This window comes from Eubacterium sp. 14-2 (assembly GCF_000403845.2).
In the GTDB taxonomy this organism is placed as follows: Bacteria; Bacillota; Clostridia; order Lachnospirales; family Lachnospiraceae; genus Petralouisia.
Genome location: NZ_KE159567.1, coordinates 129,261 through 150,324, shown reverse-complemented (window position 1 = coordinate 150,324; position 21,064 = coordinate 129,261). Strand labels below are relative to the sequence as shown.

Sequence of the window (21,064 nt, the reverse complement as noted above, 5' to 3'; positions counted from 1 at the left end):
AATCCTACTTATTCTTCGTCTGTTTCTTCTTCCGGTGTCTCTCCGTGGGGCTCTTCTTCCGGTGTCTCTCCATCAGGCTCTTCTTCCGGTACCTCTTCGTCTGCCTCACTGTCCTCTGTTTCGTCTTCTATGACTTCTTCGTCATCCTGATAATACTCTTCCTGAGAAACTTCTTCCAGCTCTGCATTTTCACAGAGGAACGCTACCACTTTTTCCCGCACAATCTGAATGATTATGCCGGATTTCCCATAATCCGCTTCTAATTCTTCCACAGATTCGTATTCATATTCTTCTGCCAGGGCTTTTGCTTCTTCCTGATAGCTGTCCTCTGTCACTGACAGCCCTTCCTGGTCTGCAATAGCCTGAACCACAAGATATTCATTTGTCTGGGCCTGCGTCCCCTCTTCTACCGCGTTTTCTCCCATTTCGTCAAGAAACTCTTCGTACTCCATGCCCATCAGAGATGCATAGAACTCATATCCCTCCACGGTTTCATCATAAAAGTAATCATACAGAGCCTTGGGATAACCATCCACCGTTGCATTCTGCACAGCCAGCGCAAGGGCATCCTCTCCCGCCGCCGAATCAGATTCATCCTGAGCATAAATCATTAAATCTGCATTTAAGAATTCTTCATATTCTGCTGTGGTACTGTAATCTGAGACCTTTTTTACAAACTCATCATTATATTCCGGAACAATGACTTCACTGATTTTGTTGACAGTCACCGTAAACTCCGCCGTCTTCCCGTTCAAAGAGGGATCCATTTCATTGTAGTCCTCCGGGAAAGTCACCGGAAAGGTAAATGTTTCTCCGGCATTTTTATCAATCAGATTTTTTTCAAACTCTTCCAGGAATTCTCCCGAACCGATCACCAGGTCAAAATCTTCTCCGCTTCCACCGTCAAATTCTTCTCCGTCTATTACTCCGGTGAAATCAATATTGACGCTGTCCCCTTCCTGGGATGCCCGGTCTTTTATTTCCTTATACTCCGTATGCTCTTCCACAAGCTGCTGAATGGAAAATTCCACATCATCTTCGAAAACCTCAGGAATGGGATATTTCACGCTCAGCCCTTTATAATCTCCCAGTTTCACATAATCTTCCGCTTTAAAATCCAGTATATCTTCCCCACTTTTTTCTGATTCCTCTGTTTTTGCTTCTTCCGTGTCTTTTTCAGAATTCTCTGCCTGATTCTTTTTGCTGTTTCCACAGCCGGTAAATACTGCCATTCCCAATAACAGCAGCACTGCCGCCAGATAATTTCTTTTTTTCATACTTTCCTCCATTTTCTGCCTTTTCTGCAAAGGTTTTCTATCATAACAACGCTATTTTAACACAAGATTTTGAAGAAATCATGAAAATTGTAATTTTTTTGCTGAATCCTGAAAAACAGGGTTTTCCGCCGGGGCCGCTTTTAAGGGCGGTAACTTTTATTTCATGGCTTTTACCAGTCTATATGAAATGCTGTAAGTACCTGTTTATGGACATCTCCGGCGTTTCTTCTTTTCATCCTGTCCCGCTAAAAACCGTAAAACCACAGAAAAGCGGTATCCGTTTCTGGTATGTATATAGGATTAGGGTGTCAAAAGGGTGCGCGCACCCTTTTGACACCCTAATCCTTATAGGAAAACACTTTCACACTCTAGCGTGACAAGGTCTTTCATATAAGATAAAAAACTGCCGGAAAAGTCCCTGAGAGATTTTTCCGGCAGACTATAATACGAAAATTTTAACTCATCTGAGGGCCGCAGTACGGAGCCAGCTCCAGGCGCACAAACCATCCCTGTTCATGGTCGCATACAGGACAGGTCATGGGTGCTTCTGTGCCTTCATATACATAGCCGCAGTTCAGGCACATCCATTTTGTCTCCACTTTGGATACAAACAGTCTGTTTTCTTCCAGCAGTCTGGCAAACTCCCCGAACCGGTCTCCATGGATTTTTTCGATTTCCGCAATTTTGTGGAATTTTACAGCGGCTTTGCCGAATCCTTCCTCCTGAGCCTTGTCTCCAAAATGCTGATACACATCATCATGTTCCTCATATTCATTGTGCTGAGCCATTTTCAGCAGCTCTGTCATATTAGGACTTAAATCCACGGGATAGGTACCGTCAATCTCAATGGTTTCTCCCGCCAGCTCCTTTAACTGATTATAAAAAATTTCTGCATGCTCCTTCTCCTGGTCCGCAGTAAACCGGAATATTTTTTCAATCACATACAGCCCCTGCTGATGTGCCTGTCCGGCTGCAAAGGTATAGCGGTTTCTCGCCTGACTTTCCCCGGCAAATGCACGCATTAAATTTTTCATGGTTTCACTCTGCTTAAAATCTGTTGCCATAACTGTCTCCTGCCTTTCTTCCCATTCTTCCTGAAAATATTTACGCAGGTAGTATGTGCAGACATGGAAATTATATGCAGCAGTTTACCGTAAAATCTGTAATTTCTGTTCCGCCCTGAACTGTCGGTCAGGCATTTGCCTGCTCCTGCCGCTCAAACCCGTGAATCCAGTCTGCTTTCAGAAAATAAATTAAAAATATAATCGAGCTTAAACTCCAGGTCAGAGGGTAGGCCCAGAATACGGTGCGGATAACCGGAACCAGTTTCACGGCAACCGTTATGTAGGTAATTCGAATAACGCACCAGCAGAGCAGCATCACCACCATGGGCACTATGGACTTCCCGGCTCCCCGGAAAATTCCGGCCAGACAGTGGGAAAAGGCCAGCAGAAAATAAAACAGGGTTACGGTCCTGGCCTGTGTGGTTCCGAACCGGACAACCGCCGGATTGCTGTCGAAAGCCTGTATCAGTGTGGGAATAAAAATATAAATACAGATTCCCACAAGCTCCGCTGTGATAATGGAGCAGAAAATCCCGAATCTGGCTCCCTTTCTGGCACGCTCATACTCTTTTGCCCCCAGGTTCTGACTGATAAAGGTAGTCAGGGAAAGGGCAAAGCAGGTGATGGGCAGAAAGCCAAAGCCTTCAATCTTGGAATAGGCGCCGCAGCCTGCCACCGCAGTCATGCCGAATACATTGATGTTGGACTGCACCACCACATTCGCCAGCGCAATAATGGAATTCTGTACCCCTGCCGGAAGCCCATTGGAAATAATCTGGCGCATCATATTTCCGTCAAACCTGATTTTCCTGAGCTCCACCCGGTACTCTTCCTCTGTCCTGGTCAGCCGGATCAGACAGAGAAATGCACTGAAAAACTGAGAAATAATGGTGGCGGCTCCTGCAGCCCCCACTCCCATGTCCAGCACTGCAATAAACAAAAGATCCAGTACAATATTGGTAACAGAGGAAATAATCAGGTAAATCAGCGGGTGTCTGCTGTCTCCCACAGACTGCAGAATTCCCACAAAAACATTGTACATGACAAATCCCAGGGAACCTGCAAAATAGATTCTGAAATACAAAACAGAATTGGGGAACACCGTTTCCGGCGTCCCCATCCATGTCAGAATCTGAGGCGTAATCATAACTCCTGCAACCGTCAGAAATACCCCCGCCGCAAGGCCGAAAGCCACCAGCGTATGTACCGCCGCGGACACTTCCTCCGCTCTTCTGGCTCCGTAATAACGGGCAATGACCACGCCTGCTCCCATGGCAATACCGCTGAAAAATCCCACCATCAGGAAAATCAGGTTCCCGGAGGAACTGACTGCCGCAAGAGCGTCACTTCCTATAAAATTTCCTACAATCAGGGAATCTGCCGTATTATAAAGCTGCTGAAACAGGTTGCCCAGAAAAATCGGTATGGCAAAAGCAATAATCTTTTTCCAGATACTCCCCTCCGTCAACAACGTAGATGATTTGTTCTGCATACGAATGATTCCCCCTCCTCCTTAAGATAATACAATCCGGCAGGCGCCCCGCATCTTCAGAGGACATTCATAAGCGCTCTGGGAACCGTTGGTGTCTATGTAGGAAATGGGGCATTTCCTGCAGTCTCCCACAGTAAATTCCTCTGAAACCTCGAATTCCAGCTTCGCCTTTCTCTTCCCGTTAGGAGATTCCTTCTGATTGATACTTTTCCAGCTTAAAATCTGGCTGCAACCTCCGCACTTGTCCATACCCAGAGAAACCATTCTGCCGCAGGTAGGACAGGAATAATACATTTTGTCCATGGAGCCTTTCTGCTCTACCACTTCTGCCGGAAACTGTCTGATTAACTGTACTCTGATATCGTCCTTATCCATATTATCCTCCTTTAACTGATATACTGATCCAACTGATGGGATACTTCCAATACGTTACCTAACAGAGATTTTGCATTCTCTGCATTATTCAGGTTCTGCATACTCAGATCCGCCGCCTGAACAGAAGAAGCTGTCACTTCTTGTGTGGTAGCGGAAAGATGCATGATATTTTCCACTATCTGGTTATTTGCCTCTGAAAGACCGCCCAGCATCTGATCGATCTGGTCAATGTCTTCAATCAGGGTATTTACGTTGCCATTCATTTTATCAAAACTGTCGGAAGCCTGGTCAATCATCTGTTCCTGCTCCTGAGCTGCTTCCACAGACCGGGACACTGCCTCTGCCGCCGCCCTGGCATCCTCTGACAGTTCATTGAGAATAGACGCTATACTCTCCGTCTCCTCTTTGGTCCGTTCCGCAAGCTGGCGGATTTCATCCGCCACCACCGCAAATCCTCTGCCGGCTTCTCCCGCTCTTGCACTTTCAATGGATGCATTCAATGCCAGCAGATTGGTCTGGCTGGAAATTTCAAAAATAGTATCTGTTATGGTTTTTACCGTTTCCGTACGCTCCTGCAGCTTATGCATGGAAGCTGCCACTTCACCGTTCGTATCAGCAATAACGTCTGACTGTCGTTTCAGATGGTGCATTATTTCAAGGCTCTGACTGTTTAATTCCTCTGACTGTTTCGCCACCTGCACCATATTCTCCGAATGTTCCAGGGTGGTTCCGATGGAATCCTGGATATTCTGAGTCTGAATGGTCTGGGTCTGGATATTTTCTGCTGTACTCTGGTTACTGTCAGAAATGTCTTTCATGGCTCCGTTTACAATTTCTGTGGAAGCATTCAGCTCATTTACAATCTGCACTACTTCTTCCGTACCTCTCCGCACTTCTTCCGCCACTTCCAGCACATTTTCCATAACCTTTTTCTGGCTTTCCTGCTCCCGTGTCAGGCTGTGTCTGGTATCATGGTTGAATTTCTCCGCAAGCTGTGCCGTATAGTAAATCAGAAAAAGCATCACCGCTATGCAGACCGTAGTCCAGATCTGTTCCTTGGCACCCTTTCCCTCATAAGTATGCGTAACCAGAATTTTACAGACCACAATTCCCACATTTAGCAAAAAACATGCCATACAGGATATGGCTGAAAACTTTCGGTTAAAAAACAGAATACATGCAATATAGGGGATCGCCGCCATAAACCGCACAAAGGAATCGTCAAAGGACACCATCATGGAAAACGCCACAATAAAGAGACCCACAAAGGTAAGATAACGTACATTCACACCGTAAGGATCCCTTTTATTCAAATAAACGGAAACTCCTGTTACCGCCACTATAACCAGGGTAATGATTCCGGCAAATCCTGCGGTTTTTTCCCCCTGAGCGCAGGATATCCAGACAAGGCATAAAATAAAGAAATAAAAAACCATATAACCAAAGGTCAGGAAATGATTTGCCCGTTTAATCTGATCTTCCTTTTTCGCATATGGATACTTTTTTCTTACATGTTCTTCCACAATCTCACCTTCCTTAAAAAACTGCCGTATATTTTCCATACAATTATAGCATATTTTAAGAAAATTTAAAATATTATGTTCAAAAACAGCACCATAATGCTACAAAAAAGCCGGCATTCCCCCTTTCTGATATACAAAATAACCATAATTTACCGGAACACTATTCGATATAGCCCAAAAATACATTTCCGGCTTCTTCAAACATGGTATTGCTGTCCTGTCTTCCCATTTTGCGCACCACATTCAAATCCGGATAATACAAAAGGGTGTTGTGTTCGTCATATCCCACAATCAGCACAGCCTCCTGCTTCACCATGGCAAATACAGGAGTATTCAGGTTCACATAATACAGTACCTGTTCCACACCGCAGCCTGTCAGGTCAATCACTTTTCTTCCGTTTAATGCCTCTTCCAGAATCTGCCTGGGAGTCTCTCCCTGAGCAACCAGGTCGTCCACGTCGAGATTGATTTCTTCTGTTCTCAGCAGATATGTCAGACAGCGGGAAATATCATTATCGCTTACCCCGGACAAATCCACGGTTCCCGGCCCGATTGCAGGCTGTACGTTTTTCTTTCCTCTCTGCCAGATATATTTCTGTTCCTGGCCGATGACCACGCCCATGGACTGGTCTGCAGAAATAACAGCTTCTTTCAGGGAAGGAGTGGACAGCAGGATTTTTCCGCCGCTGTACACATAATAAGTTTCCTGTTCGCTGCCTGTTTCCAGCTTTACGGTTCTCTTTTCTTTCAGCACCACTTCCTTCGGTACCATCACCTGAGGCTGTCTCACCGTTTCTTCCAAAGACTCTCCAAGAACGATCCGGACCTGGCACTGTTTCTTTTCCGTCTGGGTTGTTTCCAGGATAATTTTCCTGGAAGACTCCAGCTGCTGGTTCTTTATGGTATCCTGCTCCACACTTTCATACCCTGTCTCCGTGCGGATTTCCCGGTCCAGGAAAATAGTTTCCTGTTCCACATATGCTTTCGACACATAATAACCGCTTTTCTGGTAATCTTTGATCACTCTGGATTTTTCGTCTACAATCACAATCCGGTACATGGGAACTCTGATATTTCCGGCAGCGTCTGTGACAATGTCTTCTTTTCTGGCAGCCCCATACACAAAATCGCTTTCCACAAATCCCACAGGCTTCAGATATTCTCCTTTATGGCCCTCAACCATACGGGTTTCCTCTCCTTCCAGATCCATAATTTTCAGTGAATGGGCCTGATCCTGGTCTTCTCCTTCCTGCCATGCAATATAACGCCCGTCCTCAGACACCGCATAATTTCCCGTTTCCAGCCCTTCCATCACCTGTTTTGCCTTTCTGTTGGAAAGGTCGATCCGGTACAGCACGTCATTGGCCAGCAGATAAAAAATATTTCCGTCGCTCACATAGAAAAGTTTTCCCCATTCTGCTTTCAGCATTTCCGGAGATTTGTCAGAGGGAACAAAAAGCTCCTCTTCAATGGTATTTCCCACGCTGTCATAATGGTATACGCTGATTCCTGTCTGCCCCTCGTGGAGCCCCCGGTTCATATATCCGTACACCACAAAATCCATGCTGCCTGTCTCATCAATTTTCATAATCCGAATCTGGTGTGCGGAATTGTTTTCCCGGTCTGAAATCCCTTCCGGACTGCGGAAACTGTATACCTGAGAAAGGCTGTTGCTGTCACTGTTGTAACTCCAGAGTTCCCCTTCCTGGACAAAGGCGATGATATTCCCTTTTTCATTTGCCATATGCTCCACATCAGACGACCGGATACCCAGAAGCATTTTGTTCCGGTTCACCCTTCCGTTTTCTCCCCGGAAAATCTGATTCATGGTACGCTCGTAATTGAGCAGGTACATGCGTCCCGCCCTCTGATCATAGCGGACCCGGTAATACTCTTCCACATTATAGTATTCTACTTCCCCGTTCTCTCCTGTGGCTGTCAGCACATAGGGAAGGATAATGGTGTTGTAGGAACTTCCCATTTCCTTGATAGAGGGTACGGTCTGCTCCAGGCGCTCGCCCTGGAAATCTGCCCATGTTACCTGCCGCAGGCTGGAGTGGATCGTCACTTTCTGCAAAGTGGTATTATCTCCCATGCTGTCCGGTTCCAGATAGGTGGCAAGGCTGTCCCCGTTCTCCCTGTCAAAGGTCTGGTCATGGAAATTCTTTACAAATTCCAGGGATTCCCCGATATAATAGTCGCTCTCTCTGGCAATTCTGGTATAATAATACACCTGCTTTTCACGATATTTTACAGAAATCACCAGCATGTATTCCGTTTCTTCCTCCAGAATATTCTGAAACTGCAGAGTGAGATGTATTTCACCGTTTTTTTCTGTAAAATCATCCAGTGTTCCATCTTCAACCAGCCGCTCCATATTCATGGTGCGCACTTCATAAGTTACTTCATCAATCTGGTTCTGCCCTGTTTTTATCACCATGGGCAGGGACAGTTCTTTTCCCAGGGGAGTGATGGTATCCCGCATTCCGGTTCCATCCATTTCGGAGCTGTATCCGTACAACTCATTGATTCTGACATCTTCCCGCTGCAGATACACCACCGGAAGGGTAGCCGGAGCCATTTCGGAAGTCATATCTGTACTGTCCTGATGACTGAACAGCCCTGTAATTCCAACGGTTACACAAAAAACCAGCAGCAATACCACTGTCTTTATCAAGCCTTTACGCATTCTGTTTGTCTTCCTTTCCATCCTGCAGTACAGCCAGTGTGGGCTCTGTATGCAAAAATTCCATCACTTCCCGGTATCCCCTGCTGTCTTTTGCCTTTCCTTTTTTCACCGCACGAATCAGAATATTTTTGGGCGTATGCTCCATATCAATAAATTCCAGAATCTGTACCTGATAGCCTTTGCTCTCCAGAATCTGCCCCCGCAGGGCATCGGTAATCAGCGCAGCCATCCGTTCCTTTATCAGTCCGTAACCCAGCACCGGGGCCAGTAAATCATTCTGTATCTGCCGGTTCAGTTCATGCTGGCAGCAGGGCACCGACAGAATCACCCTGGCACCCCAGCGGATCGCCCTGTCCAGGGCATAATCGGTAGCTGTATCGCAGGCATGGAGGGTGACTACCATATCCACGTCTGTCACCCCTTCATAACCGGCAATATCTCCCACATGAAATTCCAGCCTGTCATATCCGTATTTTTCTGCCAGACTGCTGCATGTCTCTATCACATCTGCTTTTAAATCCAGTCCGATAATATGCACCTGATACCCTTTCAGCTCTTTCAGATAATGGTACATGGCAAAAGTCAGATAGGATTTCCCGCAGCCGAAATCCAGAATGGTCAGTTCCCTGTCCTGGGGAAGCTGGGGAAGTATATCTTCGATAAACTCCAGGAAACGGTTTATCTGACGGAATTTATCATATCTGGATTTAACAATTTTTCCTTCTTTTGTCTGAACTCCCAGATCCACCAGAAAGTCCACTTTCTGTTCTGGCTCCAGAATATGGTTTTTCTTCCGGTTATGGGATAAATCCACCTGTTTTATCTTCGGTAAAACACCTGAACCATCCTGAAATGCTCCGGCACCGGCACAGACCGGACACTGTTTTTCCTTTATGGTAATTCTGCCCTTTTTACTCACCAGCACAGTGGCCTGTCCCTGTTGAGAAGACAGGGCAAGCTGACGGTATTCCGTAATCCGGTTCTCAATCTCCGCGGCTGCTTCCCCTTTGGAATAATTCCTGTGAAATACTTTTTTCTCCTGATATTCACTGGCCTGGAATACCAGGTTATTTTTAATCAGAACCGGGCGGATAAGAATTCTGGCGGCACTCTCCCGGTGCCGCGGGCCGCTGAGCACCATATGAATAAGCTGTTCGTTTAAATATTTTTCCAGTAACTGGTGTAATTCCTTCATAACAGGCCTTTCTTACTTTACCGGATCAGGGCGCCAGAATCTTCTGTCTGATCCCTGAATCCTTGTTGAAATCCCCCGTTTGCACAGGCTGCATTTATCAAACATTATACACATAACTCCTGAAAGGTCAATCCTTTCCGGCAGGCTTTCCGGTAATTATTAATCCGTCGTTTTCCTTACATTCTTCCACAGAGCGCAATTTCTCAATCATTTTATCACAAAATCTACGGAAAGTCACTTTCGCACTTTAGCGTGAAAAGGTTTTTCCTGTAAGATAACAAAACTCCCTGCAGAACTTCCACAGTCCCGCAGAGAGTTTCCTGTTCCGATACATGCAGCATCCTGCCTGACTACCACCAGCGGCGGCAGCGTTTATGGCGGCATCTTCTCTGATACATTTCGTTAAACAGCAGTACCTCGATCAGATTCTGCAGACCATTGTTGCCATGAGGAGGCCTTCCTGGCGGTGGCGGTGGGCCCCAGCCCGGTCCTGGCGGCGGTGGCGGCGGTCCCCAGCCTGGTCCCGGCGGCGGTGGCGGCGGTCCCCAGCCCGGTCCTGGCGGCCTTCTCTGCTCCACCATGCGGCCTTCCAGCGGAAGTTCTTCGGCCTGCATGTCATCTGTTTCATACTGTTCTGCCTCATAGGGGCTTGCCTCAAAGCTCTGGATGTTCATCTGGCCTCCCGTGGCCCCGTCATAAATCCGGTTTACAATCTGGCGGAGCATGAGTTTATCGGGATATTCGTCAAACATCAGACTGCCTTCATATTCCATCTTGTCACATTCTTCTTCTACCAGTGCCTGAATGGATTTCACTTCTTTGGGATACAGATCTTTTAATTTCTGCATATCTTTTTCATATTCCAGTTCTTCCAGATATACATTCTGCATGGGGTATGCCATATAAAAGGGCATTTTGGGCATATTCCTGTCCGGCATCCGGTAAAACATTTCCTGTTTATAATCCACTGCTTTACTCCCATTTATTCTGTCTCTATTACTATATGCCCCGTTTTCGGTTGTGCTACACCGGATTGTCTGTTTCTTCCACAGCCAGCAGAAACAGGGCCGCCGCCAGCTCCCCCGGATGGAACATCAGCAGATTCAGCTGTTCCTCCAGTCCGGGCATTCTCTGTTTGTATCCATAATAAATACATCCTGTCAGAAAACTTCTGTCTGCCCGTGATTTTGCCACGTTTCGGTCGGAAATCCGTTCATTCCCCGGCTTCTTTCCAAAAGAATCCCTGTCCGTATAAAACTCCGGCTCTTTTATTTTTCCCTGTATTTCCCGGATAAAGGCTTTCAGCCCCCAGGGGGTCTCTTCCGGAATCTGAAAAATTTCACCGCAGATTTCCGCCCCACCCAGAAAATAATCTTCCCTGGTATAGCATCCTGTTTTTCTGCCGATATGTTCCTCGATACTGCCGCAGAGATGTCTGCCGCTGCCAGGTTTCACAAATCGTTTAAACGTTCCTTCTGTGAGGCAGGCTTCCGCTGCCGCCACCCTTGCAGAATAATTCCAGATGGCTTTGTCCCAGTCTCCCAGTTCTTCCGTATAAAAACAACAGGATTTTCCCGCCATGCGTCCAAAGGCTTTCATGGTATCGTAATAGCCCAGCCTGACATTGTCATCCAGAACCTTTCTGTCAAAATTTAAAATCGTTCCCAGAGGCCGGCTGGGGGTAATATATGTCACATACGGTTTATTTACATAATTGGGATGGCTGGGCGAAGTGTGCAGATCCACAGCTATCACTTCTTCTGCTCCCATTTTCAATGCAAGATCCACCGGCAGGTTGTCATAATAACATCCGTCCAGATAGGTCACCCCATCTATTTTCTGCATGGGAAATACCGGGAACACAGAGGCGGAAGCCATAATAAAATCTTTCAGCTTCCCCTGAGGAATCTCATTTAAGGTCAGCTCCAGGGGTTTTATGGGGGTTACCTGCACGGTTACCAGACCGTAATCCCTCCCGGAGGCGCGCACCCGCTCCTCATCCACCGTCCGGTCAATAAATTCAATAAAAGGTGAAATATCCGCTCCTTTATTTTTCACATATTTTTTCAGAAAAGGCCGGATGGCCTCACGCTGATTATACATTCCTTCTATGGTTGTGGTAAGGTTCAGTCCGTCCGCCATTACATTTTCCATCTCTATGGTATCCCAGAGTTCGCAGGCCTGCTCAAAATCCCCGGCTGCCATCAGAGCTCCGTTGATGGCTCCGATAGATGTTCCTGTTACAATCTGGTACGGAATTCCAAGTTCCCGCAGCGCTTTCCAGGCTCCCAGCTCATAGGCGCCTTTGGTTCCTCCTCCGCACAGGGCTATTGCTCTTTTCATGAAAATCCCTCCTGGTAAATTCTGCACAGATCATCCGGCATTTCGGCCCGTCCGGCAGATATCTGACTGTTTCTTTCACAATAACACATTTGACGATATTTTTCTACTTTGCTATACTTAATACAGATCTTAATCACAGGTTACAGTTACAGCTCACAGAAAGGATTAATTTATGAACGATACCCAGGCAATTCTTCTGGTCAGTTTTGGCACCAGTTATCTGGACAGTAAGAAAAAAACCATTGACAAAATGTTAGAAAGGACCGGAGAAACTTTTCCGGACTATAAAATTTATCAGGCATGGACCAGTAAAATGATTCTCAAAATCCTGAGGGAGCGGGACAATCTCATCATTCCCACCATTGAGGAAGCCATGACCAGCCTGCAGGCAGACGGGGTGAAAAAGCTGATTGTACAGCCTACCCATTTCATCAACGGCCTGGAAAATGAACTTATGACAGAGCTGGTGCAGCAGCACGCTTCCCCTGAGATGGATATCCGGTTCGGCGCTCCTCTGCTCAGCAGCACCCAGGACCAGCAGGATGTACTTAAGGCCCTGATCCAGGAATTTTGCCGGATACCCCAGGAGGAAGCGCTGGTATTTATGGGACATGGCACCACCCATTATGCCAACTCCGTTTATGCCGCCCTGGACTACATGCTGAAAGATCTTGGGCACCCCAATTTCTTTATGGGAACAGTGGAATCTTATCCGGACCTGGATACTCTGATCCGGCAGGTGGCCCGCACCAATGCAAAAAAAGTCCATCTTGCGCCTTTTATGCTGGTGGCCGGCGATCATGCCAACCGGGATATGGCCGGCTCGGAACCGGATTCCTGGAAATCCCTGTTTGAAGCCGCCGGATATGAAGTGGAATGTCACCTGCGGGGACTGGGAGAATATAAGGACATTCAGGATATCTATCTGGAACATCTGCGGACTGCAATGGAAGCACAGCATCTTTCCTGACAAAATAAAAAAGAATCCTGCTTTGCAGGATTCTCCGCCTGCGGCGGGTCGCTTTAGCGACATATTTCTTTTCCGCCGCAGTGTGATAATTGTCTTTTCTTCTATAGGAAGACACTTTCGCGCTTTAGCGTGACACGGTCTTTCCTATAGAAGAAAAATAAGGGCCCAGGTTCCTCCGTTCTGAGGGTTCTGGCCCCTTTGCCCCACGGGTGGGGTCACACGACAATTTTTACTGAAATATGATTTATTTTTTCCAGTAAGTATTTCCCTTCCGTCCCATAATGCCTTCGGAAATCATATCTCTGCGGATAGTACAGAAATCCTCGTGAAACCGGGCAATCAGCTCATTGATTTCCTTTTCCTCATAAACCCTGCCAGTCTCCAGGGTCCCGGCAATCTCTTCCAGGCAGATCCGTTCTTTTTTTCGCTGCGCAGGAATGGATTTCAGCCTGCCGTATTCAAAAAATGCGGAAATTACTTTCCTGCGGTAAGCCTCCTCCCGCTGCTTCTGCTCCTGTATCTCGTCTGATTCTTCTTTGATAATATCCAGGATATTGGCCATAAACACTTCCTGGCAAATGGAATACATGGTATAATACTGTTCTTTATAAGAGGTTACTGCCTTCACATCCTCCAGCTTTTTCAAATGGAAAGAAATGGTTGCAGGAGTAAGGCCCAGACGCTCTGCCAGGCGCTCCACATACATGTCTTCCTTTATCAGAGATTTCAGAATCTGCAGCCGGGATTTGTCCGCCAGGCATTTGAACAGTTTAATGGCTTCGGTTTCCATCATTGCTCCGCCCTCCATATTTTGTTAAATCTCTCTTTAATTTTTTCTACAGTTTCCAGTTTAATCGTTTCTGTCACAACCTTTTCCACATCCTCATGCTGCTTTGCCTTTTCTCTGGAAATCTCCCAGTTCCTGGGAATCTCCTCCAGCTTCGCCAGATATTTTTCCTTTAACTGTTCGCCCGATTCCTGTCTGCTTATGGCTTCAAACACAGTTTTGCAGATACCGTAAATATTGATTCTGATTTTCATCAGATTGGCCTCATCCTTCCGGTGGGTTGCCGCCAGCTCTGCTTCTTCACGATGGAGCTTTTCCACAGAGTCTTCCAGATATTTCAGATATTCTTTCATTATTTTCCCGTCCTCCCTGTTTTAATTTTATATTTATCTAATCAGATATGGACACTATACCATCCGTACCGTAAGATGTCAATATCTGTTTTGATATTTATCTAATTATTTTGTCAAAGCAGAGAGTCAGATACACTTCAGCTGATTTTTCCATTCTTTCCACCCTGAACCTGTTACACATCCCGGCGCGCCAGGCGCGGCATCATGGACATGACAACCTATTCCATGCCCATAAAGCAACAGTCCCCAATGGGCCGAAGCCCATCGGGGACTGTTGCTTTATTATTAAATACAGATTTAATATACGAAAATTGCTACGCCAAATGCCGGCAGCGGATACGCAAAGGAGAATGGACGGTTATCGCACTCTTCTTTTTCCGCTTTGTAGGTCAGAGGTCGTTTCTCACCTTCTCCGCCGTATTTTTTATCATCACTGTTAAAAATCAGCTTATACTGTTTTTTCAGGGGCACTCCTACCCGGTAATCTTCCCTGGCTACCGGTGTGAAATTACATACAAACAGCAGGTTGTTTTTGCCGCTCCGGCTCTTTCTTACAAAGCTGAAAATACTTCTGAAATTGTCATCCGCATTAATCCACTCAAAATTATCAAACCGGGTATCTGCTTCATACATAGCCGGATATTTGGTATAAATATGAAGCAGGTCTTTCACATAAGTCTGGAGCTGGAGATGCTCCGGTTCTTCTAACAGGAACCAGTCAAGTTCCCGTTCTTCACTCCACTCCCGAAGCTGACCGAATTCCTGTCCCATAAACAGAAGTTTTTTGCCGGGATGTCCCATCATGAATCCATATCCTGCTTTCAGATTGGCAAATTTCTCTGCTCCCTCTCCCGGCATCTTGTTAATCATGGAACATTTCAAATGTACCACCTCGTCATGAGACAGCACCAGAATATAATTTTCACTGTGGTTGTAACTCATGGCAAAGGTCATCCGGTTGTGATTGTCCTTCCGGAAATATGGATCCAGTTTCATATAATCCAGGAAATCATGCATCCAGCCCATATTCCATTTATAGCTGAAATTCAGACCGTCATCTTCCACCTTGCCGGTAACTCTGGGCCAGGCGGTAGATTCCTCCGCAATCATAACAGTTCCCGGATTTCTTCCCAGAATCAGTGTATTAATATGTTTGAAAAATTCAATTGCTTCCAGATTATGATTGCCACCGTACTTGTTGGCAACCCACTGGCCATCCTGTTTTCCATAATCCAGATACAGCATGGAAGCCACTGCATCCACCCGCAGACCGTCCACATGATAATGTTCAATCCACATCAGGGCGCTGCCAATCAGGAAATTCTTCACTTCATTTTTGCCGTAGTCAAAAATCTTGGTGCCCCAGTCGGGATGCTCGCCCTTTTTCGGGTCTGCATACTCATAGAGGCAGGTTCCGTCAAATTCCGCCATACCATGGGCATCTCTGGGGAAATGAGCCGGAACCCAGTCCAGAATCACGCCAATGCCATGTTTGTGCAGATAATCTACCAGATAAGCAAAATCCTCCGGTGTTCCGTACCGTGAAGTGGGTGCGTAATAACCGGTTACCTGATATCCCCAGGAACCGTCAAAGGGATATTCTGAAATTCCCATCAGTTCCACATGAGTATATCCCATTTCCCTAACATACTCCGTCAGCCTTACCGCCAGTTCCCGATAGGTGTAAAAGCCGTCATCGTCTCTGCCGGGATGACGCATCCAGGAACCGGGATGTACCTCGTAAATAGCCATGGGCTGTGTGTGCACGTCTTTACATGCCGCGCGTTTTTCCATCCATTTGCTGTCTGTCCACTTAAAAGCATTGATATCCGCCACTGCGGAGGCATTGCCCGGCCGCAGTTCCGCATAATTTGCAAAAGGGTCTGCTTTGTAAAGTTTTCTGCCATCCGGAGTTTCAATATAAAATTTATACAAATCTCCCACTTTCACCCCTGGGATAAACAGCTCGTAAATTCCCATGGGCTCCAGACGGGTCATTTCATTCGCCTCTTCCTCCCACTGGTTAAAATCTCCTATCACGGAAACTTTTGCCGCATTCGGCGCCCATACCGCAAAGTACACACCTTTTTTCCCTTTATCTGTAATGGGGTGCGCACCCAGTTTTTTATAAATATCATAATGTGTTGCCTGTCCAAAATAGTACATATCCAAATCTGAAAAACGTTCCATCACTATCACTCCTGTTTCCAATATTTTATTCCTCGAAGTCTTTCTCTCTCAGGTAAAGATAGCCTTCGGGGCTGAACTTCTTTCCGCCAAATAGTTTCTTCAATCCACCTCTTTCCGCACTGCTGATAGCCATGTCTACAATCTCTTTCACTTCCGTTAATGTTGTGGCCTCATCCAGTTTCTGTATGTTGCTGATACGGTTGTAAAGTGCTAATATTCCCATATCATCAATTTCGCACTCCTGCTCCTCCGCGTATGCTTTAGCGAATTCCACCAGTTCATCACTGGTAAACACAGGTATCTTTATCCGCTCCGTGAATTTTTTCGCAAAATTCACATCCTGGCTTAATACTTTTTCAATTCCCTTTCGGGTATCTTCCAGAATAAACAGAAGTCCGTCTGTATTCTGCTCCATCAAAAGAGACAGTCTCGTAGCGGTTTCCGGAGATATCTCCCCTGCTTTTTCTATAATCAGATAACCTCCTGCTATTTTTTTCAGCAGCTGGCTCAAATCTTTCTGGTTCAGGGATTCCCCTGTAATTTTTCCAACCTTTCCTGCCGGATGGCTTCCGCTCTTCTGCACCGCCTTGATAATATCCGTTGCCAGCACTGTTTTTCCGCTGCCCCGGCCGCCCATAATCAGAATATTTCCGCTGGCGGAGCTATTGTCTTTCCCTTTCCGGTGCAGAGCCCCTTCCAGCACCTGGCAAAGCTGCTGTTCCATCCCGGTTACCGGAACGAAATAAGAAAAGATTTCTTTCTCTTCCTCGCTGAGTTTCCGGACAGGCTCTGCCACCGGCTCCGGACGTATCTCAGGTATTCCTTCATATTCTCTCTGAGAAGTTTTCCTTACAGAAGGAATATAAGGCGCTTCCTCCTCCAGCTCTGTTCTCACTTCCGGAATAACCATTTCCTCCGGCTCCAGTCTCACCTCCGGAATAACCATTTCCTCCGGCTCCGGTATCACTTCCGGAATAACCATTTCCCCCGGCTCCGGTCTCACTTCCGGAATAACCATTTCCTCCGGCTCCAGTCCAACTTCCGGTATCGGGATATGCTCCGGCTCCAGTCCAACTTCCGGTATCGGGATATGCTCCGGCTCCAACCTTACCTCCGGCACCGGGATATGCTCCGGGTTTCCCTGTAAACCAGCCTTTTTTTCCAGAATGGGTTTTAGCGGCACCTGATTTTTCTCCTCTCTGGCTGCCTTTGCAGCCTGAAATACAGAAGCCAGATAGCGTTCCGCATCTTTTTTCTCAGCTGCAGATTCCGTGATGTTCATTTCTTCTGCCGGAATCTGAGACTCTTCCACAAGAGGATAAGGTTCCTCTTCCGAAACCCTGGGCTGTTCCACCATGGGCTGCTCTTCTTCTAAAATCTGAGGCTGTTCCACCATGGGCCGCTCTTCTTCCGAAATCTGAGACTGTTCCACAAATGGCTGCTCTTCTTCCGGAATCTGGGGCTGCTCCACAAATGGCTGCTGCTCCTCTTCCGGAATCTGAGGCTGTTCCATCATGGGCTGCTCTTCTTCCGGAACCTGAGGCTGTTCTTTACCCTGGTATAATTCCGGCATTTCTGTTCCCGGCAAAAATTCCGCTTCTGAACCTGTTCCCGGTATCTCTCCTTCCGGAACCGTTTCCGGCCCCGGCATCCCCGAAGTCTCTTCCTGCATGGAATACTCCAATACCTGCTCCGGCAGAGGAATTTCTTCTCCAAAACGTTCCACCGGATCTGCAGTTTCCTGGAAATATCCTTCCTGTTCCGCCTCTCCCGGAAAAGCTCCTTCCGGAAGATTCTGTTCTTCCATCTCAAATCCTTCTGCATTCTGCAGATAACGTTCTGCCAGCAGTTCCTGGGGCGATACCCCTGCATTCAGTCTGGGAATAATCTGATTCAATCGTTCCATCAGTTCTTCCGCCTCCTGCAGTGCTCTTGCTTTTGCAGATTCCAGTCTCCGCTGCTGGGCAACAGCCATGGCGGCTTCCGCTGCACGTCTCGTCTTCTCCCATTCTGTCAGAACATCCTCAATATTAATCTGACCGTTTATCTGAGGTTCCTGCCAGCCTCCGCCGGGAACGGAAAGGCTTATCTGGCCGTCCCAGTCTTCTGCCAGCATTTCCTGAAAATCATTTTTCAGAGAACCGTCAATTTCCTCATCTGTCTCAATATGGCCATACCGTTCTTCCTCAGGTACTGGTTCCTCTTCTTCCTGAGACACCTGAAGATATGGAATTTCCTCCACCATCTTCTTGATATTATCCATGGTATCTGTCACAGTCTCTCTGGTATCGGCATCCAGAATCTGCTGCATGCTTCTGGCCAGTTCTTCCTGCAGGTTCAACGTGTTAAACCGCCCGGTATTGGAAGTAATATCCGGTATTGGCACTGCTTCCTGAACGATTTCTTCTGATTCCGGCGGTTCCGCGGTATTTTCCACCGGTTCCCCCCGGCCTGTCTTAAACTCCCGGTACTTTTCTTCCTGATATTTATTCAAAGGCTGATAAAGCATCTTCAGCTCCAGCGCCTTCTCCACATATTTTCCATCACCAAACCAGAGCACCAGGTCATCGCAGACTTCCACGCATCGCTCACTGTCTCCGGAGCGGTGATACAGATAAGCCAGCTCAAATGCCCATTCTTCCTTGTACTCCCTGTCTTTAAATTCCTCCAGTATTTCTATCAGTTCCGGCAGAGAAGCCCCTTCCAGTTTTGCAATCTGATAACGAAGCACATATTTCAGATTATCCTGAGGAGCCACCTCCAGAAATTCTTCATAATATTCTTTTGCCTCTTCCAGTCTGCCCATCTTCATGGCCACCAGTGCAAGCCGGTAAATAATATTTCTGCCTACGGTTGCCCGGTCATAGGCCATGAGAAGAATCTCATGACTGTTCTCATACTGTTTATTCCTGTCATATATTTCGCCAACCATACAAAGAGTTGCCGCACTCTTTACCTTCCTCCAGTTAATGGTATCTGCAATTTCTGCTGCTGTCCGATAATCCTTTTCCTGCACCAGATTCCTCAACTGTTCCAGCTTGAGCTTATATTCGTATTTATCCAACGGTTTCACCTCAAAATTATAAAAAAGGTATAAAACTCCTAATTATCAGCCTGTACCTTGCATTTTACCATATTTCACCCATAAATGTCAAAATATAAAAAAGAATGCGCTATGCGCATTCTCCGCGCGCGAGCGGATTGCGCAGCAACAAACATCGCCCCCGCGAGCTGCGCATCATCGTTTTTTATTCTATAGGAAATCCGGAGGAATTTCCTATAGAATAAAAACAAGGAGCCTCCAGAGGAGTGCTCCTTAATGTAATGTGAAAATTTTAATCTTCTCCGGCAGGTACAGCATAATGTCCGGCTGACAACAGGCCCGTCATAATGGCTGTCTGTTCTGCTATCTGTCCGATTTGTTATTTTTATCCTTTTTGGCTTTTATTGTCTCTTTCACCTGTCTCTGTTTTTTTACCGGCTCATCCTTCGGAAAACAGACCAGCCTGTTGGTGGCAGGATCCAGCCGTTCGGCCCTGATGTAACTTTCCGTATCCTGAGGAAGCTGTTTTTTCTTCAGAACCCAGGACAGAATATTCTTTATCACATAGAAAAACACCGCAAACACCGGAACTCCGATAATCATACCCGGAATACCGAAAATTCCGCCGAAGGTCAGAATGGCAAACACCACCCAGAATGAAGATAATCCGGTGGAATCCCCCAGTATTTTCGGCCCGATGATATTTCCGTCCACCTGCTGAAGCACCAGGACAAAAATAATGAAATACAGTCCCTTTACAGGATTTGCCAGCATAATCAGAATGGCGCTGGGCACTGCCCCCAGATAAGGCCCGAAAAATGGGATTACATTTGTTACTCCCACAATCACGCTGACCAGTACCGTATAAGGCATTTTCATCAGATACAGACAGACGAAACAAAGCAGACCGATAATCAGGGAATCCAGAATTTTCCCGGAAATAAAGCCTCCGAATATTTCGTTGCTTTTATGCACGGTGTGAATGATGCTGTTGGCCTTTTTTGCTGAAAAAACAGCATAGGTAATTTTCTTGCTCTGGCCGATAAAGGCTTCCTTGCTCATCAGCACATAAATAGAAATAATAATCCCCACCACCACGTTAAACACCAGTTTCACCGCTATGATCACGCCGGAAGTCAGGCCGGCAATAATATTTTTCGTCTGGGGAAGAAATTCCGTCCGCGCCCAGTTTTCAAAAAATTCCGTACCCTTGGTCAGCGCCATTTCCAGGTAACCGGTAATCTCACTGTCGGAGCTTACATACTCGTTGAGCCAGTCCATAAAACTGTTGACCTGTCTTGGCAGGGTGCCGATCATACCGTTGATGCTCCGGTAAAGTTCCGGAATTACCATCTGCAGTAAAATACCGATAATCACCGCCACAAACAGCAGCGCTCCCGCCACGCTCAGCCCCCGTACCACTTTATCTGCCTTTTTCTGATTCTTTATTTTTTCCCGCATAAAAGGCAGTAAATGACGTTCTTCAAAATTTACAATGGGTGTTACCAGATAGGCAAGGATCAGACCGATAATGATAGGCTGCAGAATCACCATCATTTTGTCCACAATTTTTGTAAACCCGTGATACCGATATACCAGAAAGAAAAATAAAATACTGGCCGCAATAACCAGGAAAAAAGTCAGCCCCATGGCCATATAGGGCCTGATATTCCAGTTCGATTTTTCCTTTCCCTGTCTGTTCTCCTGTTTTTCCAAAATAAAACTTCCTTTCTTCCCGCAAATCTCCGGCGTACACAGCCTGC

15 protein-coding genes are annotated in these 21,064 nt (G+C 46.6%); 1 reads left to right on the top strand and 14 read right to left on the bottom strand.

All coding sequences use genetic code 11. The annotated features are described in order from the left end of the window. Positions 1–8: 8 nt before the first annotated feature. The 9 genes from tig to C805_RS24960 all read right to left on the bottom strand — a co-directional run bounded on the left by tig (position 9) and on the right by C805_RS24960 (position 11,958). On the bottom strand, positions 9–1,277 hold the full coding sequence (gene tig / locus C805_RS24965; protein ID WP_016213284.1) for a trigger factor: 1,269 nt from the start codon (positions 1,275–1,277) through the stop codon (positions 9–11). A gap of 455 nt (positions 1,278–1,732) precedes the next feature. Further along, entirely contained in the window at positions 1,733–2,341 is a 609-nt protein-coding gene (rbr, locus tag C805_RS07955) for a rubrerythrin (RefSeq protein ID WP_016213283.1), read from the bottom strand. 127 nt (positions 2,342–2,468) lie between these two features. After that, complete coding sequence (locus tag C805_RS07950) at positions 2,469–3,833, bottom strand: MATE family efflux transporter (RefSeq protein WP_016213282.1); 1,365 nt, start codon at positions 3,831–3,833, stop codon at positions 2,469–2,471. Between the two features lie 21 nt (positions 3,834–3,854). Further along, on the bottom strand, positions 3,855–4,208 hold the full coding sequence (locus tag C805_RS07945) for a hypothetical protein (RefSeq protein ID WP_016213281.1): 354 nt from the start codon (positions 4,206–4,208) through the stop codon (positions 3,855–3,857). Between the two features lie 11 nt (positions 4,209–4,219). Then, positions 4,220–5,731 carry a methyl-accepting chemotaxis protein gene (locus C805_RS07940; protein ID WP_022750853.1) on the bottom strand — a complete coding sequence of 504 codons (1,512 nt, stop codon included), beginning with the start codon at positions 5,729–5,731 and terminating at the stop codon, positions 4,220–4,222. A gap of 160 nt (positions 5,732–5,891) precedes the next feature. After that, the gene (locus tag C805_RS07935; protein ID WP_016213279.1) at positions 5,892–8,420 is read right to left on the bottom strand and encodes a hypothetical protein; all 2,529 of its coding nucleotides are present in this window, start codon (positions 8,418–8,420) and stop codon (positions 5,892–5,894) included. Further along, positions 8,413–9,615 (bottom strand): class I SAM-dependent methyltransferase, encoded by a 1,203-nt coding sequence (locus C805_RS07930; RefSeq protein ID WP_016213278.1) that lies wholly within the window; start codon positions 9,613–9,615, stop codon positions 8,413–8,415. Before C805_RS07930 ends, C805_RS07935 begins: the two co-directional genes overlap by 8 nt. A 350-nt stretch (positions 9,616–9,965) precedes the next feature. Continuing rightward, complete coding sequence (locus C805_RS26205) at positions 9,966–10,583, bottom strand: hypothetical protein (RefSeq protein ID WP_016213277.1); 618 nt, start codon at positions 10,581–10,583, stop codon at positions 9,966–9,968. Positions 10,584–10,638: 55 nt separating this feature from the next. After that, a complete protein-coding gene (locus tag C805_RS24960) occupies positions 10,639–11,958 on the bottom strand; it encodes a patatin-like phospholipase family protein (RefSeq protein WP_016213276.1) in 1,320 nt (439 codons plus the stop codon). A gap of 172 nt (positions 11,959–12,130) precedes the next feature. On the opposite strand from C805_RS24960, the gene C805_RS07920 reads away from it, so the two are divergent. Next, complete coding sequence (locus C805_RS07920; RefSeq protein WP_016213275.1) at positions 12,131–12,928, top strand: sirohydrochlorin cobaltochelatase; 798 nt, start codon at positions 12,131–12,133, stop codon at positions 12,926–12,928. A 244-nt stretch (positions 12,929–13,172) separates the two neighbouring features. On the opposite strand, the gene C805_RS07915 is transcribed toward C805_RS07920, so the two are convergent. From C805_RS07915 to C805_RS07895, 5 genes are all read right to left on the bottom strand, one after another. Next, the gene (locus C805_RS07915; protein WP_016213274.1) at positions 13,173–13,721 is read right to left on the bottom strand and encodes a DUF2087 domain-containing protein; all 549 of its coding nucleotides are present in this window, start codon (positions 13,719–13,721) and stop codon (positions 13,173–13,175) included. Continuing rightward, positions 13,718–14,068 (bottom strand): hypothetical protein, encoded by a 351-nt coding sequence (locus C805_RS07910; protein ID WP_016213273.1) that lies wholly within the window; start codon positions 14,066–14,068, stop codon positions 13,718–13,720. Before C805_RS07910 ends, C805_RS07915 begins: the two co-directional genes overlap by 4 nt. A gap of 297 nt (positions 14,069–14,365) precedes the next feature. Further along, a complete protein-coding gene (gene glgB / locus C805_RS07905) occupies positions 14,366–16,258 on the bottom strand; it encodes a 1,4-alpha-glucan branching protein GlgB (RefSeq protein WP_016213272.1) in 1,893 nt (630 codons plus the stop codon). 25 nt (positions 16,259–16,283) lie between these two features. Then, positions 16,284–19,322, bottom strand: a complete 3,039-nt coding sequence (locus tag C805_RS26895) for a tetratricopeptide repeat protein (RefSeq protein WP_016213271.1) — start codon at positions 19,320–19,322, stop codon at positions 16,284–16,286. Between the two features lie 342 nt (positions 19,323–19,664). Further along, complete coding sequence (locus C805_RS07895; protein ID WP_016213270.1) at positions 19,665–21,017, bottom strand: AI-2E family transporter; 1,353 nt, start codon at positions 21,015–21,017, stop codon at positions 19,665–19,667. Positions 21,018–21,064: the final 47 nt, after the last annotated feature.

Excerpts from the sequence above, each read along its gene's own strand:
- C805_RS07950 (WP_016213282.1), bottom strand. The coding sequence starts at position 3,833 with ATGCAGAACAAATCATCTACGTTGTTGACGGAGGGGAGTATCTGGAAA.
- C805_RS07915 (WP_016213274.1), bottom strand. The coding sequence starts at position 13,721 with ATGATGGAAACCGAAGCCATTAAACTGTTCAAATGCCTGGCGGACAAA.
- C805_RS07930 (WP_016213278.1), bottom strand. The coding sequence starts at position 9,615 with ATGAAGGAATTACACCAGTTACTGGAAAAATATTTAAACGAACAGCTT.
- glgB (WP_016213272.1), bottom strand. The coding sequence starts at position 16,258 with ATGGAACGTTTTTCAGATTTGGATATGTACTATTTTGGACAGGCAACA.
- C805_RS07920 (WP_016213275.1), top strand. The coding sequence starts at position 12,131 with ATGAACGATACCCAGGCAATTCTTCTGGTCAGTTTTGGCACCAGTTAT.
- C805_RS07910 (WP_016213273.1), bottom strand. The coding sequence starts at position 14,068 with ATGAAAGAATATCTGAAATATCTGGAAGACTCTGTGGAAAAGCTCCAT.
- C805_RS07935 (WP_016213279.1), bottom strand. The coding sequence starts at position 8,420 with ATGCGTAAAGGCTTGATAAAGACAGTGGTATTGCTGCTGGTTTTTTGT.
- tig (WP_016213284.1), bottom strand. The coding sequence starts at position 1,277 with ATGAAAAAAAGAAATTATCTGGCGGCAGTGCTGCTGTTATTGGGAATG.
- C805_RS07945 (WP_016213281.1), bottom strand. The coding sequence starts at position 4,208 with ATGGATAAGGACGATATCAGAGTACAGTTAATCAGACAGTTTCCGGCA.
- C805_RS24960 (WP_016213276.1), bottom strand. The coding sequence starts at position 11,958 with ATGAAAAGAGCAATAGCCCTGTGCGGAGGAGGAACCAAAGGCGCCTAT.
- rbr (WP_016213283.1), bottom strand. The coding sequence starts at position 2,341 with ATGGCAACAGATTTTAAGCAGAGTGAAACCATGAAAAATTTAATGCGT.